A 14301-nucleotide genomic window follows, 5' to 3' on the forward strand; every position below is an offset into this window, starting at 1 on the left:
CTGAGCACTACAAGTGTGGATGCCTCCGAATGCCTTACGCCGGAAATAGGTAAGCTTGGCCACGCTCACTCCGCTATGCCGGGATGCATTTTTTACTAGCGTATAAACACGGTTAACCATTATTGGAATCAAAGAAGGAACACGCATGCTCAATCGTCATCCGCGACTGCGACTTGATCCGGATGCAGCGTCCGAGCGTCGCTGGCCTGTGACAGGATATCCCCTCGCACTGAAGGTCACGGCGGCCTGGCATGCGGTGGCACTAGCAGGCTGCGCCACCGTGCCGGAGTTGTGGCCTTGGTGGTTGGCAGGCACGGCGGTGAACCACGCGACAGTCACGGCAGCGGGATTATGGCCGCGCTCAACGCTGCTTGGCGCCAACTGGACCCGCTTGCCCGCCCTTCCGCGCAATGCAAACGCCATCGCGCTCACGCTAGACGACGGTCCTGATCCGCTTGTCACGCCCCAGGTTCTCGACCTGCTCGATGCGCACCGGGTTCGCGCCACGTTTTTCCTGATCGGCGAACGCGCGCGCCGATATCCCGCGTTGACCCGCGAGATCGTCGCGCGAGGGCATGGCGTGGAGAACCACTCGCAGAAGCATGTGCACACTTTTTCGGTAACGGGCATGGGCGCGCTAAGCCGGGAAATCGCCATGGCACAACGCACGCTGACGGAACTGACGGGCGAGCGGCCGGCTTTCTTTCGTGCACCGGCGGGCTTGCGTAATGTCCTGCTGGAGCCAGTCTTGCAAAAGCTCGATCTTAGGCTAGCCGCCTGGACGCGACGCGGCTTTGATACCCGCGAGCGCGACCCCGGAGTCGTCGCGCGGAGATTGCTGCGCGATCTGGCACCGCGCGACATCCTGCTGCTCCACGATGGCGACGCCGCGATCACCGACGACGGTCAACCTGTATTGCTCTCTGTCTTACCGCGGATCTTCGACGCTGCCAAAGAACGAGGGCTGCACTTCGTTACCTTACGAGAGGCATTCTGACCGAGCGGCCAAACAGAGCCAAACAGAGCCAAAAAAAAGAGCCAAAAAGAGCCAAAAAGAGCCAAAAAAGAGCCAAAAAGAGACCGGCAATACGTCTGCTCACATTATCGAGTAAGAGACGTTACGCATTGTACGAATCCGAGCGCCGCGCCAATTAAGTCACGATTTACCGACTTATATTCTCCCGGGACGCTTGGCATGACGTAGCGCTCCGATATTCTCCGTACTGCTTCGGAGGAGGTCTTGTTGCTGGTGAGCGCCGCGACGATCGGAGACATCGAGGGCGCAAGCCCTCAAGCGCGACATGCCGGAGTTAGTTCCGCAAAAATGTGCGATCCCGGCGGCACAATCGCTAGACCGCAGAGTGACTTGGCACGCGTCACCTCGACGACCGGATCGACGATTGGTGAAGAGAGGAAGAACAACCGGCGATAGCCAGCGCAGCGGGAGGAACATACATTCCGTAACTTTTTCGATTTGGACAATGCGGGTGCGGCGGCTAGATTGGCGGTATTGCACCCGGATTCCGGTCAGGGGCCTTGAATCAATGTCGGATTTCCGTCGTATATGTGAGACTTACCCAGGCGTGAACTGGTTTTCTGGCTGATTTAGCAAGCAATTTTCAGTATGATTCGCCCCTCAATGCGGAGTCGATCCAAGTTCAAATAATTTATTTACCCGCTTCACTTACCCGCTTCATTTACCCGCATATGGCATTAAACAATCGGCACAAACTGCCGTTAAGTCTATACATGCATCGGTATATCGGCCGGGCATCTCCTGACAGCCGATTGAAGATCGTCCGGCTTGATCGGGCTCGTTCATGTGCCCCCCGCACAGGCGGATCCTGGTGAGTTGCTGGTGCCTTTCACATCGTAAATACCGTATGCACGATCTGCGCTGGACCATGCCCGTTGTCCGATGGTCTGCCACCGCTGCCGCTGCGACCTCCGATATCAGCTTTATCGAGCCGATCGTCCGCCGTCGTCTGAGCAGCCTGTCCCGAAGCGCCCTCAAGGTCGCCCATGACTGCGTGGCAGAGCGGGAGCGCGTGCGCGTGGTGTTCGCCTCGCGGCACGGAGAACTGCGGCGCACGACCGACATCCTGCGCGCCATCAGCACGGGCGAGCCGGTATCGCCGACCGCATTCAGCCTGTCCGTCCTCAACGCCATGACCGGCATATTCGGCATCGCACGCGGCGATCGGTCGCCTGCCAGCGCGATTTCCGCCGGGGCGCAAACGCTTGGATTTGCATTGCTCGAAGCGCATGCGCAATTCGAAGCGGACCCGACGTCGCCCGTGCTGGTGGTCTATGCGGACGAGCCGGCCGATGCCGCTTTCGGCACGATCGAAGACGAGGTGCAAGGCGGTGCGCTCGCGATCCTGCTCGACACCCGAGCGCCAGGACAGCTTGCATGCACAATATCGGCTACGGGGAGCGTTTCGGGGGTGTCTGCATCAGCATTGGGAGGTCCCACCGCGTCCGCGCTCCCCACCATTCCTGACGCTTTCCTTACGCAGAGCGAAGCGGTCCAGCGCTGTCTCGACACACGGGCGCCCGCCACATGGCAAAACGCCGGTACTACCTGGCATTGGAGCTGGCATGAACGCGCGGCTTAACTACGGCTGGCGGCTGGTCGCCACGGGCATGAGCTTCGTCGCGTTCGGCGTCTGCGGACTGCTGTTCTCGGTGCTGGTGTTTCCGCTCGCGTGGCTGTGGCCGCATCGCGCGTCGCGTCAGCGGATGGTCACGACCATCATTCACTGGTTCTTCCGGGCACTGGTGGCCTTTTTGCAGTGGGTCGGCGTGATGGAACTGGAAGTCTCGGGAGCTGCCGCTTTGCGCGACGCCGGCCCCGTGGTTGTCGTGGCCAACCATCCAACCTACCTCGACGTAGTGGTGCTGCTCGCGCTCACGCCTTCTGCCTGTTGCGTGGTCAAGAACGCGCACTGGGGTAATCCCTGCTTCTGGGGCATCGTGCGGGCCGCCGAATACGTGAGTAACGTCGACCCGGTCGAACTCGTTGAAGCCAGCGCCCGGCAGATCGCAGCGGGCTATACCATGATCATTTTCCCGGAAGGCACGCGTAGTCCCGCGCCGAACCGGTTGCATGCGTTCTCGCGCGGTTTTGCGCATATCGCCCTCAAGGCGGGCACGCCGATCCTGCCCGTGCTGATGGATTGCGACCCGCCGGCCTTCACCAAGCAGATGCGCTGGTATCACGTGCCGTCACGGGCGTTCCGCATCCGCGTGAGTGTGCTCGAGCCCGTCGCGGCTGACAGGCCCATGGCGCATGATGCCTTGCATGATGCCTCGCATGCGTTTCTTCCTTCGGCCCTTGCCGCGCGCACTTTGACCAGCGCTGTTGAAGCGCACATTAACCAGCGGCTGTTCGACTATGGATTCTTTGAAACTGGAAATTAAGCAGCTTCTGATCGATGCACTCGATCTGGAAGACCTGACGCCTGCGGACATCGATGACGATGCGCCGCTGTTCGAAACCGATGGCATCGGGCTCGATTCGATCGACGCACTCGAGATCGGCATCGTGCTGCGCAAACACTATCAATTGACGATTGCGGCGAACGACGAACGCACGCGAGAGCACTTCCGTTCGATCAGCACGCTCGCCGCGCTGGTCGCCAGCCAGCGAGCCGGGCTGAGCGCTACGAACGACATCGGGGAAAAGGGGAGTAAATCGTGACCGAGACAGAGATCCTTGAGCGCATCCGCGCCATCTTCAAAGAGAACTTCGCGATCGAGCCCGATCGCGTGACGCCACAAGCGCATCTGTACGAGGACCTCGACCTGGATAGCATCGACGCCGTCGATCTCGCCATCAAGCTGCAGGAAATGACCGGACGGCGCATCAAGCCGGAAGAGTTCAAGTCGGTACGCACGGTTGGCGATGTGATCGGTGCGGTGGAATCGCTGCTGGCGGAACAGGGGTGATGCAAGCGGAGCATTCACGTTCCGGCGGGCAGGGCGCCCCGGTGCCCGAGGCTGACGGCTGTAACTCGCAAGCGAGGCCGCAAGGCTTGCTGCGCGCGGTACTGCAAGTCGCTCTGAAGGTTGCTTACCCGTTGATGATCTTGTGTGCATGGCGCTGGGATTCGCCGCGATACATCGGCGCCGCGCTATTTGCTCTGCTATGGCTGCAGCGCTGGGCCGGGACGGGCACGTTCGCGACGTCGCTGCGGCAGCTTAGCGCGACCGACTGGTGCGTCGCGGGCCTTCTAAGCTGCGCGTCGGCGGGGATCGTATTGTCCGGCAGTGAATTGCTCTTGCATCTGTATCCCTCGTTTGTGAACCTCGGACTGCTGGTCGCGTTCGGCGCGACGCTTGCGCGCGGGCCATCGATGATCGAAAAATTCGCGCGCATGGGCAATCCGGCGCTTGGCGCGCATGCGGTGCAATACACGCGCCGGGTCACGCAAATGTGGTGTGTGTTTTTCACGTTGAACGGTGCATTTTCCGCCTATACCGCGTTGTTCTGGACGCGTGCTGCATGGTCGCTGTACAACGGCGCGATCGCGTATGGCCTGATCGGTGTGTTGCTGGTTGGAGAGATAGTATGGCGCTACGTGGCCGTGCTGCCGCGCGCCGCGCGCTCGGAGGCAGCATGATCGCGTTGCACGATCTGTTGTGGGCCAAGCGTGATGCCGGCACGGCCGTTTGCCGCGACGGTACTGACGTGCTCGATTTCGCCACGTTCCTCGCGCGAGTGCGGGCTATCGCCGCGCGTTTAAGCGAGCAGCCGGCGCGCCGCTATGCATTGTGCATCGACGACCCGTTCCACTTCGCCTGCGCGCTTTTTGCGTTATTCGCCTGCGGCAAGGAACCGGTCATTCCAGCACATGCAGCGCCCGGTTATCTGGCCGATCTCTCGAATGCCTACGACGCTGTATTAACCGATGCCGACATGCCTGCGCCGGCGTCTAGTTCGGAGTACGTTGGATTTTTAGCATCGATCGACCCGCACGCGCCGCTCACGCTGTACACGTCGGGCAGCACCGGCACGCCGAAGCCAATCCGCAAGACACTCGCGCAATTCAACGCTGAAGTTCATACGCTCGAGGCGGAGTGGGGCATGCTTGTCGGCGACGCGACCGTGCTCGGCAGCGTCCCGCATCATCATATCTATGGGCTGCTGTTTCGCGTGTTCTGGCCACTCGCGGCCGGGCGGGCATTCGACCGCGCGCTCAGCATCGAACCACAACAGTTGCAGGCGCGGATCACGCAATGCAGGTTGGGGTCTTCCGTCGTCGTGTCCACGCCGGCGCAACTATCGCGCTGGCCTGAACTCGATGGTTTCGCAAGTTTGAGTCCTGCACCCCGTGTGTTTTTTTCATCCGGTGGTCCGCTTGCGGGAGACGCAGCCAGGAAATACGCCGAGGCCTTCGGCGCGGCGCCGGTCGAGATCTATGGCAGTACGGAGACGGGCGGTATCGCATGGCGTCGGCAGGATCAGACGGACGCGTGGCAAGCGTTGAGCGGTATCGAGGTACATCGCGGTGACGGCGGGACGCTTAACCTGCGTTCACCGCATCTGGGTCATGACGACTGGCATCGTACCGATGACACCATTGCGGTTGACCCGGATGGCCGCTTTCGTTTGCAAGGCCGCCTCGACCGCGTGATCAAGCTCGATGGCAAGCGCGTGTCGCTGCCCGAACTCGAAGCTCGCCTCGGGCTGCATCCGTACGTGGCGCAGGGAGCGGTTGTATCGCTTGAAGGGATGTCGCGCGAGCGTGTCGGCGCGGTGGTGGCGCTCACCGACGCCGGTAGTAAAGCTTTGCTTGAGCGAGGCCGTGTTGCGCTCGCCAAGGTCCTGCGCCGTCACCTTGCGGCGTATTTCGATATCGTCGTACTGCCGCGTTTCTGGCGCTTCCGTTTTACACTTCCCTTCGATGCCCGTGGCAAGTTGCCGGCCGCTGCAGTTGCCGCGGCGTTCGACGCATGCGCGCACGGCGTCGAAGTGCTCTCCGAAGTGCGCAGCGAAACCGCGCTGCACTACGAACTTCGCGTGCCGCCGACGCTCGTGCATTTCGCCGGCCACTTCCCCGGCTTGCCGATCCTGCCGGGTGTTGTACAGATCGACTGGGTGATGCGATTGGCGGCCGAGCAAGTGCCCGGCATGCGCATGCTGGCATCGATCGATCAGTTGAAATTCAAGGCGCCGGTGCCACCGGGCGCGCTGCTCGATCTCACCTTGACACATGACGCGTCGCGCCGGCGTGTGCAATTTGCGTATCGGCTTGGGCGCCGCGAGTGCGCATCGGGCGTCATTGTTTATCAGGGGATCGCATGAGCCTTGGGTCGCCCAACCTGCCGTGCATCATTATTCCGATCTACAACCACAGGGAAGCGATCAGCTCGACCGTCGAAAATCTGAGCGTGCATGGGTTGCCGTTTTTTGTTGTCGATGACGGCAGCGACCAGGCCACCCAGGACGTGCTCGCCACGCTTCGCCGACAGTTCGCGGACACGCTCACGCTGATCCGACTGCCGATAAACGGCGGCAAGGGCGCGGCGGTGATGGCGGGCCTGCGGGCAGCGCGGCAGGCGGGTTTCACGCATGGCTTGCAGATCGACGCGGACGGACAGCATGACAGCGCCGATGTACCGCAATTCATCGAAGCTGCGCGCGCCGAGCCTCGCGCTGTGATTCTCGGCCGCCCCATCTATGACGATTCCGTGCCGAAGTCGCGTCTCTACGGCCGCTACCTGACGCATGTGTGGGTGTGGATCGAAACGCTCTCGTTCACGATTCGCGATTCGATGTGCGGTTTTCGCCTGTATCCACTCGACGTGGTCTGCGCGCTGATCGATGACGTGAAGTTGCCGACGCGAATGGATTTCGACATCGAGATACTCGTGCGGCTGTACTGGCGCCGGACAGCGTTCCGTTCGATCCCGACGCGCGTCACCTACGCGAGCGACGGCGTTTCGCACTTCGACGTGCTGTGGGACAACGTGCGTATCAGCCGTACTCACACGCGGCTCTTTTTAGGCATGCTGGGGCGGCTGCCAATGCTGCTTGCACACAAGCTGATGCCGCGCGAATCGGTCACTTCATCGACTGAAAACGAGCAGCACTGGTGGCATATCGCTGAGCGCGGCAGCCATCTCGGCATGTCCCTGCTTGCGCTTAGCTGCCGTCTCTTCGGCACGCGCTTCACCGCGTTGTGGCTGCATCCGATCGTCGCGTATTTCCTGCTGACCGGGAGCCGCGCACGCGCTGCGTCGCGCAGCTATTTCGTGCACCTTCAGCAAGCCGCACCGCAGGATCAAACGCCTCAGCCAGGCTGGTGGTCCGCGTATAAACACATGCTGGCATTCGCGCGATCCGGTTTCGATAAACTCGCTGCATGGTCGGGTCGCGTCAACATGGACGACGTGAAATTCGAGGACCCGAGCGCGTTCGAAGCGTTGAGCGCGAGCGGCCGTGGCGCACTCGTGATCGGCGCGCATCTCGGCAACCTCGAGATGACGCGGGCGCTTGCCTCGCGCGGCGCGCATGCGAAGGTCACCGCTGTTGTCTATACGGAGCACGCGCGCCGATTCAACAGCGTGCTGGCATCGGCGAATAGCGAGTTCGCGCAACGTCTTGTCGAGGTCAGCGACTTCGGCCCCGAGACGGCGATGATGATGCAGGATCGGGTGGAGGCGGGCGAGCTGCTGGTGATCGTCGGCGACCGGGTGCCCGCGCATGATTCCGGCCGCACGACCGAGGCACAGTTTCTTGGCTCGACGGCGCCTTTCGCCCAAGGTCCATACGTGCTGGCCCATGCGCTCGGTTGCCCCGTGTACCTGTTTTTCTGCCTGAAGGAAGAGCAAGGCTACAGGCTTTACTTCGAGCCGTTCGCTGAGCGCATCGAGTTGCCGCGCCGGGAACGTGCGCAGCATCTCGCCGCGTGGGCACAGCGTTATGCGTCGCGTCTCGAACACTATTGCCGCAAGGCGCCGTATCAATGGTTCAATTTTTTCGATTTCTGGGCGCGTCCCAATGGCAATGGTAATGGCACTGGAGGCGCGAATGGCCGAACATGATTCGAGCGGCAAAATGGCCGGCGTACGCAACGTAGCGGTGCGAGCCGAAGCAGCGATCGTCATCGGCGGCAGGCGGCTGACGATCGAAGAGGTCGTATCGATTGCGAATCAGCGAAGGCCTGTGGCTTTAAGCCCCGACCCCGCGTGGCGCGCACGCATTGAACGCGGCGCCGATTTCCTGCGCCGCCATCTGGCACAGGGCGCGACCGTCTATGGCGTCAATACCGGTTACGGCGACTCGTGCGTGGTCGATGTACCCATGGAACTGGTCGAAGTGTTGCCCCTGCAATTGCTGCGTTATCACGGCTGCGGCATGGGCCAGCATCTCGACGACGCGCAGACGCTCGCCGTTATCGCCGCGCGGCTCAATTCGCTGGCATACGGGTTCTCAGGAGTACGGCATGTGCTGCTTGAACGGCTCGCCGACCTGATCAATCATCGCGTGCTGCCGCGGATTCCATCGGAGGGATCGGTGGGAGCGAGTGGTGACCTGACGCCGCTGTCCTACGTGGCGGCCGCGCTGGTGGGCGAGCGCGACGTGCGGTTTCGCGACGAGTTATGCGATGCCCGCAGCGTCTGGGCCAAACTTGGGCATACACCGCTCACGCTCGCGCCGAAAGAGGGGCTCGCGCTGATGAACGGCACGGCGGTCATGACGGGCCTAGCATGCCTCGCGTTCGCCCGTGCCGCTCACCTGACGCGGCTCGCAGCACGCCTGAGCGCATTGTCCACTGTCGCGCTCGACGGCCGCGCCGCGCACTTCGACCCGATGCTGTTCGAAGTCAAACCACACGCGGGGCAGGCCGAAGCCGCGGCATGGATTCGCGAGGATCTCGCTGGCCGTGAGGACACGCCGGGGCATCGCCTGCAGGATCGCTATTCCATCCGCTGTGCGCCACACGTGATCGGCGTTGCGCGCGATGCGCTGTCATGGGTGCGGCGCGATGTCGAAAATGAGTTGAATAGCGCCAACGACAATCCCCTGATCGATCCCGATGGTGAACGCGTGCTGCATGGCGGCAACTTCTATGGCGGCCATATTGCCTTTGCGATGGACGCGCTGAAAGTGGCGGTCGCAAATCTTGCCGACCTGATGGATCGCCAACTGGCGCTGCTCGTCGACGATAAATTCAACAACGGCTTGCCGCGCAGCTTGTCGGGCGCGGCGCCTGAGCGAGCATCGATCAATCACGGCTTCAAGGCGGTGCAGATATCGTCGTCGGCATGGACCGCGGAAGCGCTCAAGCTGACCATGCCCGCCAGCGTGTTTTCACGTTCGACCGAAGCGCATAACCAGGACAAGGTGAGCATGGGCACGATCGCCGCACGTGATTGCCTGCGGATCCTGGAGCTGAGCGAGCAAGTCGCCGCCGCACATACGCTCGCTACTGTTCAGGCTGCGCGCTTGCGTCTACGCATCAACAATACGACACCCATCCCCCTGCCGTTGCAAACATTCATGGACAGCGTGACAGCCGGATCGCCGTTCGTCGATGAAGACCGCGCGCTTGAAAGCGACCTGCGCGCATTGACTGCGCGAATCGCGGCTTGCGATATGGTCGGGGGCTATGGTGGAGAGGATCAGCATGAGTGAAGCTGCAGCCCCCAGGGTCCTGACGGCGAGCGCGGCCGTTGAAGTCCCGTTCCACGACGTCGACGCCATGAACGTCTGCTGGCATGGCCACTACTTGAAGTACTTCGAGATCGGCCGGGCGGCGCTGCTGCGCGTGTTCGACTATGACTATCGTGAGATGCAGGCGTCGGGTTATCTCTGGCCCATCGTCGAAGTGCATCTCAAGTACGTGCGCCCGGCTACTTACGGGCAGAAGATCGAGGTACGCGCGCAGTTGCTGGAATATGAAAACCGCCTGAAAATTGGCTACGAGATTGTCGATGCCGCTTCACGCGAGCGGCTGACCAAGGGCTATACGATCCAGGTTGCTATTCACGCCGCGACGCAGGAACTGCAGTTCGTGTCGCCACCCGTGATGATCGAGAAACTGGAGCGCGCATGGGCACGTTGAATTGGCGCAGTCTTGTTGCGGCTGGGTTTATCGCCTTAGCACCGCCCGTGTTCGCTGCGCAGCCAGCGCCAGCGAGCGACACGGGTCTCGTTTCGCAGATAGCAGGGCATCTCGCCCAAGCGAAGGGCGTTCGCGCGCAATTCACGCAAACTCAAACGCTGTCCGCGATGAAACAGCCGCTCGTCAGCACGGGTTCGCTGGTTTTTTTCCGCGAACGCGGCGTGATCTGGCAGATCGATACACCGTACAAAGCGACCTACGTCATCACCGACACCGGCGTGAGCGAAGTGAACGCCAACGGCCAGCGGACGAACTCGAAGAGCAGCGACGGCGTGCGCGGCGTGGCGCAGGTTTCGCGGATGATGCGCGCGATGCTGGGTGGCGATCTCTCGGCGCTCTACGCACAATTCGACGTGCACGCGGACGGCACGCCGGCGCAATGGCGTATGCAACTGACGCCGAATCAGCCCCAGCTCGCGCAGTCGATCAAGGGCCTTGAGATGAGCGGCGGGGATTATTTGCAGGCGCTGCGCATTACGCTTGCGAATGGCGACGTCACGCGCATCGACTTTGCGAACAGCGCGGCGGTGAGTGAGTTGCCGCCGGCCGATCGCACGCTGTTCGGAGCGCGGTAATGCAGGTGCAGCAATCACAGGTCGCAAAACCCGCGTGGGGCATGCGCGTCGGTTGGCTACTGCTCGCGCTCGTCGCAACGCTTTATTGCGTGTGGCGATTCGCCGGGCCGTCGCCACTGCAGACGAACCTGCTTGCGTTATTGCCCGCAACAGAAGCGGATCCAGTCGCTGAAAAAGCCGTCGATACATTGGCGACCGCGCTGGGTGATCGTACGGTTTTCCTCGTGACCAGCCACGACGCAGCGCACGCTAAAGCCGCGGCGAAACAGCTTGGCGCGACATTGTCGGCAAGCGGAGCGTTTGGCTCGGTGACAGCGGAGTTGCCCCCGTTCGATGTATCAAAGATCGCCGGGCTGTACATGCCGTATCGATTCGGCTTGCTTGCACCTGCCGATCGCGCCGCGCTCGCAGACGGCACGCTCTCTTTACACGACACACTCGCGCGACGCCTCTATAGCCCGCTGCACGGCGGACTCGCGACCCAGCTCGCCGACGATCCGTTCGGCTGGCTCGAACACTGGCTTGCGGGCTTGCCGCTGGCGACCTCGAATCTGGAGGTTGAAGACGGTTTGCTGGTGGCGCATCGAGGCAATGCGGCCAGCGTGCTTGTGATGGCGACGTTGCCGGGCTCGGCGTATGAGTCGAAGGTCCAGCATGCGGTCCATGAAGCTGTGGCGCACGGCGAAGGCGCTCTCAGGCAAAATTTTCCCGATGTCACCCTGGCCCGCACCGGCGCTGTTTTCTACGCAGAAGCGGCGCGCGCTGCGTCGGAGCGCGAGGTGCATTTGATCGGTATTGCATCGCTCTGCGGAATTGCGTTGCTGATGTTGTGGGTGTTCCGTTCGCCCCGGCTGATCCTGCTGGGTTTCGTCTCGACAGCGCTCGGCATTGTCTGTGCGCTCGCCGCCACCATGCTGATATTCGGCAAGCTGCATCTGCTGACGCTGGTATTCGGTGCGAGCCTGATCGGCGAAGCCGTCGACTATTCGATCCAGTATTTTGTTGTCTATCTCGGTGCAGGACGTGACTGGGATGCGCAACGCGGCGTGCGGGCCGTGCGGCCCGCACTGATGGTCGCGCTCACGACAAGCCTGTTGGGTTACGCCATCCTGACGTGGGTGCCGTTTCCTGCGCTCAAGCAGATCGCTTGTTTTGCGATCGTGGGTATCTGTACCGCGTTCGCGTCAGTGATGTGGCTTTTGCCGGCGTTGCTGGTCCGTGCGCCCAAGCGCAGTCCGCAGCGCGTATTCGCCGGGGCGGCACGTTTGCTTGGGGCGTGGCGCATGGTGATCGGTGGGCGGCGGGCGTGGGGCGTGGCGGCTCTTCTGCTGATTCTTGCAGTGCCGGGCTGGCTGCGGCTCACGAGTGACGACGACATCCATTTGCTGATCCAGCGCGATCCTGTGCTCCTGGCGCAGGAGCAGAAGGTCCGCGACGCGGTCGGTTTCGATAACAGCACCCAGTTCTTCGTTGTGCGTGGCGAGACGCCGGAGATCGTGCTGGAGCGCGCTGAAGCGCTGGGCGCGAAGCTCGACGGTTTGACGGGCGCGGCCCGGCTGAGTAGCTGGCAATCGATAACGTCGTTCGTCCCGTCGGCAAAGCGGCAGGACGAAGACCGGACGCTGCTTGGTCAACGTGTATTCAATGATCCGTCCGCGTTACGCGGGACGCTTGTTCAAGCCGGTTTCCGCGATGAAGTCGCTGACGGGTGGCTCGCGGCCTACGCAAAGTCGGACCACTCGGTGCTGAGCATCGATAGCTGGCTTGCGGCACCATGGTCGCAGCCATTTCGTCACTTGTGGCTCGGCAGAGTCGACGCGGCATCAACGTCAGGCGGTTATGCCGCCGTCGTGATTCCGCAAGGCGTTACACCGGCGAACCAGCCTGCGCTAATTGCCACTGCTCACACGCTGCCAGGCGTGACGTTTGTCGATAAAGCCGCGAGCGTGTCGACGCTATTTGGTGCTTATCGCGTCGACAGCGGCATCTGGCTGGCGGGCGCGCTGCTATGCGTTCTCTTGCTGATGATGGCGCGCTACCGGCCGCTCGGCGGCATTGTCGTCACGCTGCCGGTGTTGCTGGCGGTCGGTGTAACACTCGCCGTATTCGGCTATGCAGGCGTGCCGCTGAACCTGTTCAACTGGCTCGCATTGATGCTCGTGCTCGGCGTGGGCGCAAACTATGCCGTGTTCCTGCGCGAAGGCGCCGCGCGCGCGGACGCCGATCTTGGCGCGGTGTGGACGGGCGTGCTGCTGTCGGCGGCAACGACCTTGCTTTCCTTCGGCCTTCTCGCCATGAGCGCCATGCCCGCGCTCAGGAGTTTCGGCGCGACGCTTGGCACTGGTATCGCGGTATCGGTGCTGCTTGCGCCGATCGGCATGCCATCGCAACGAAGGAGGGCCGCATGAACAGGCCACGGGTTTATCTACATGCACTCGGCATGATCAATGCGCTCGGCGATAGTATCGACTCGATCATGCCGGCGCTCGCAGCCGGTATATCTCCCGGCATGGGAACGATCCATACCGGCATCGGCGATGCGTTTGCCGGCAGCGTTACCGTGCCGCTCGCTCTCGCGCCTGCGGACTCGCTCGCGCGTTACGACTGTCGCAATAACCGGCTGCTGCTCGCCGCGCTTGCGCAGATCGCGCCTGCGGTGGAAGCCGCTCGTGAGCGTTATGGCGGGCACCGGATTGGCGTGGTGCTTGGAACGAGTACGTCGGGTATTGAAGCGGCCGAGGCTGCGTTCGTGTATCACGCACAAGCAGGCAAGTTGCCGGTGGACTTCGATTATCGGCAAGTGGAAATTGGTACGGTAGCGCCGTTCGCCGCCGCAGCGCTCGACCTTCATGGCCCGGCATTCACGATCTCGACCGCATGCACATCGAGCGCCAAGGCATTCGTCTCCGCGCGTCGGTTACTCCAGTTGCACCTGTGCGATGCGGTCGTGGTCGGCGGTGTGGATTCCTTATGCGAATTGACCGTGCAGGGTTTCGCATCGCTCGAATCGACCAGTGCAGTCCGCTCCAATCCGATGAGTCGCAATCGCTGCGGGATCAATGTGGGCGAGGGCGCAGCCGTGTTCCTGATGAGCCGCGACGAAGGCTCGGTCGTACTCGCGGGCGTGGGCGAATCGAGCGATGCGCATCACATTTCCGCGCCCGATCCACATGGCGCGGGCGGTGAAATCGCATTGCGCGCAGCGCTGGCAGACGCCGGTCTTGCGCCGGCTGATATTGCCTATGTGAACCTCCATGCAACGGCTACGCGCAAGAACGACGACATGGAAGCGCACCTGATGGCGCGGGTGTTCGGGGGCGGCGTCGCGGCCAGCGGCACCAAGCCGCTGACCGGACATCAACTCGGCGCAGCGGGCGCGACTGAGCTCGGGTTCGCGTGGCTCACGCTCGCACGCGACGACGTCGCTTTGCCGCGGCATCTGTGGGACGGCGAGGCTGACACGGCGTTGCCGCCGCTTGATCTCGTCGAAAGCGAGCGTTATCTGCCGCGCATGGCGGGCGCGCAGTATGTGATGAGCAATTCGTTTGCGTTCGGCGGCAGCAACGTCAGCCTGATTCTCGGCCGGTGAT

At 62.3% G+C, this 14301-nt stretch carries 13 protein-coding genes; all 13 read left to right on the plus strand.

The genetic code is table 11. The features are described 5' to 3' along the window. Nucleotides 1–145 precede the first annotated feature (145 nt). The 13 genes from BSU04_RS08925 (at nt 146) to BSU04_RS08985 (ending at nt 14300) form a co-directional block, all read left to right on the plus strand. Nucleotides 146–997, plus strand: coding sequence for a polysaccharide deacetylase family protein (locus tag BSU04_RS08925; RefSeq protein WP_089160278.1), 852 nt, complete (start codon nt 146–148; stop codon nt 995–997). Between the two features lie 886 nt (nt 998–1883). Then, complete coding sequence (locus BSU04_RS08930) at nt 1884–2618, plus strand: beta-ketoacyl synthase chain length factor (RefSeq protein WP_089160279.1); 735 nt, start codon at nt 1884–1886, stop codon at nt 2616–2618. After that, on the plus strand, nt 2602–3423 hold the full coding sequence (locus BSU04_RS08935) for a lysophospholipid acyltransferase family protein (protein WP_089160280.1): 822 nt from the start codon (nt 2602–2604) through the stop codon (nt 3421–3423). Before BSU04_RS08930 ends, BSU04_RS08935 begins: the two co-directional genes overlap by 17 nt. Continuing rightward, nucleotides 3398–3703 carry a phosphopantetheine-binding protein gene (locus BSU04_RS08940; RefSeq protein WP_089160281.1) on the plus strand — a complete coding sequence of 102 codons (306 nt, stop codon included), beginning with the start codon at nt 3398–3400 and terminating at the stop codon, nt 3701–3703. Before BSU04_RS08935 ends, BSU04_RS08940 begins: the two co-directional genes overlap by 26 nt. Continuing rightward, nucleotides 3700–3951: an acyl carrier protein gene (locus BSU04_RS08945; RefSeq protein WP_031359256.1), complete on the plus strand. Its 252-nt coding sequence runs from the start codon at nt 3700–3702 to the stop codon at nt 3949–3951. The genes BSU04_RS08940 and BSU04_RS08945 overlap by 4 nt, the downstream gene beginning before the upstream one ends. Next, complete coding sequence (locus tag BSU04_RS08950) at nt 3951–4625, plus strand: hypothetical protein (RefSeq protein ID WP_089160282.1); 675 nt, start codon at nt 3951–3953, stop codon at nt 4623–4625. The genes BSU04_RS08945 and BSU04_RS08950 overlap by 1 nt, the downstream gene beginning before the upstream one ends. Continuing rightward, on the plus strand, nt 4622–6310 hold the full coding sequence (locus BSU04_RS08955) for an AMP-binding protein (RefSeq protein ID WP_089160355.1): 1689 nt from the start codon (nt 4622–4624) through the stop codon (nt 6308–6310). Before BSU04_RS08950 ends, BSU04_RS08955 begins: the two co-directional genes overlap by 4 nt. Further along, complete coding sequence (locus BSU04_RS08960) at nt 6307–8052, plus strand: glycosyltransferase family 2 protein (RefSeq protein ID WP_089160283.1); 1746 nt, start codon at nt 6307–6309, stop codon at nt 8050–8052. The genes BSU04_RS08955 and BSU04_RS08960 overlap by 4 nt, the downstream gene beginning before the upstream one ends. Continuing rightward, a complete protein-coding gene (locus BSU04_RS08965; RefSeq protein ID WP_089160284.1) occupies nt 8039–9646 on the plus strand; it encodes an HAL/PAL/TAL family ammonia-lyase in 1608 nt (535 codons plus the stop codon). The genes BSU04_RS08960 and BSU04_RS08965 overlap by 14 nt, the downstream gene beginning before the upstream one ends. After that, a complete protein-coding gene (locus BSU04_RS08970) occupies nt 9639–10076 on the plus strand; it encodes an acyl-CoA thioesterase (RefSeq protein WP_089160285.1) in 438 nt (145 codons plus the stop codon). Before BSU04_RS08965 ends, BSU04_RS08970 begins: the two co-directional genes overlap by 8 nt. Next, the gene (locus BSU04_RS08975) at nt 10064–10711 is read left to right on the plus strand and encodes a LolA family protein (RefSeq protein ID WP_089160286.1); all 648 of its coding nucleotides are present in this window, start codon (nt 10064–10066) and stop codon (nt 10709–10711) included. Before BSU04_RS08970 ends, BSU04_RS08975 begins: the two co-directional genes overlap by 13 nt. Next, nucleotides 10711–13119, plus strand: coding sequence for an MMPL family transporter (locus BSU04_RS08980; protein ID WP_089160287.1), 2409 nt, complete (start codon nt 10711–10713; stop codon nt 13117–13119). Before BSU04_RS08975 ends, BSU04_RS08980 begins: the two co-directional genes overlap by 1 nt. Then, the gene (locus BSU04_RS08985; protein WP_089160288.1) at nt 13116–14300 is read left to right on the plus strand and encodes a beta-ketoacyl-[acyl-carrier-protein] synthase family protein; all 1185 of its coding nucleotides are present in this window, start codon (nt 13116–13118) and stop codon (nt 14298–14300) included. The genes BSU04_RS08980 and BSU04_RS08985 overlap by 4 nt, the downstream gene beginning before the upstream one ends. Nucleotide 14301 lies beyond the last annotated feature (1 nt).

The sequence above is a fragment of the Caballeronia sordidicola genome (assembly GCF_002220365.1).
In the GTDB taxonomy this organism is placed as follows: Bacteria; Pseudomonadota; Gammaproteobacteria; order Burkholderiales; family Burkholderiaceae; genus Caballeronia; species Caballeronia sordidicola_C.

Bases quoted from the DNA above. Each gene is read 5' to 3' on its own strand.
- BSU04_RS08980 (WP_089160287.1), top strand. From the start codon at position 10,711: ATGCAGGTGCAGCAATCACAGGTCGCAAAACCCGCGTGGGGCATGCGC.
- BSU04_RS08955 (WP_089160355.1), top strand. From the start codon at position 4,622: ATGATCGCGTTGCACGATCTGTTGTGGGCCAAGCGTGATGCCGGCACG.
- BSU04_RS08970 (WP_089160285.1), top strand. From the start codon at position 9,639: ATGAGTGAAGCTGCAGCCCCCAGGGTCCTGACGGCGAGCGCGGCCGTT.
- BSU04_RS08940 (WP_089160281.1), top strand. From the start codon at position 3,398: ATGGATTCTTTGAAACTGGAAATTAAGCAGCTTCTGATCGATGCACTC.
- BSU04_RS08950 (WP_089160282.1), top strand. From the start codon at position 3,951: ATGCAAGCGGAGCATTCACGTTCCGGCGGGCAGGGCGCCCCGGTGCCC.
- BSU04_RS08925 (WP_089160278.1), top strand. From the start codon at position 146: ATGCTCAATCGTCATCCGCGACTGCGACTTGATCCGGATGCAGCGTCC.
- BSU04_RS08985 (WP_089160288.1), top strand. From the start codon at position 13,116: ATGAACAGGCCACGGGTTTATCTACATGCACTCGGCATGATCAATGCG.
- BSU04_RS08965 (WP_089160284.1), top strand. From the start codon at position 8,039: ATGGCCGAACATGATTCGAGCGGCAAAATGGCCGGCGTACGCAACGTA.
- BSU04_RS08935 (WP_089160280.1), top strand. From the start codon at position 2,602: ATGAACGCGCGGCTTAACTACGGCTGGCGGCTGGTCGCCACGGGCATG.
- BSU04_RS08975 (WP_089160286.1), top strand. From the start codon at position 10,064: ATGGGCACGTTGAATTGGCGCAGTCTTGTTGCGGCTGGGTTTATCGCC.
- BSU04_RS08930 (WP_089160279.1), top strand. From the start codon at position 1,884: ATGCACGATCTGCGCTGGACCATGCCCGTTGTCCGATGGTCTGCCACC.
- BSU04_RS08960 (WP_089160283.1), top strand. From the start codon at position 6,307: ATGAGCCTTGGGTCGCCCAACCTGCCGTGCATCATTATTCCGATCTAC.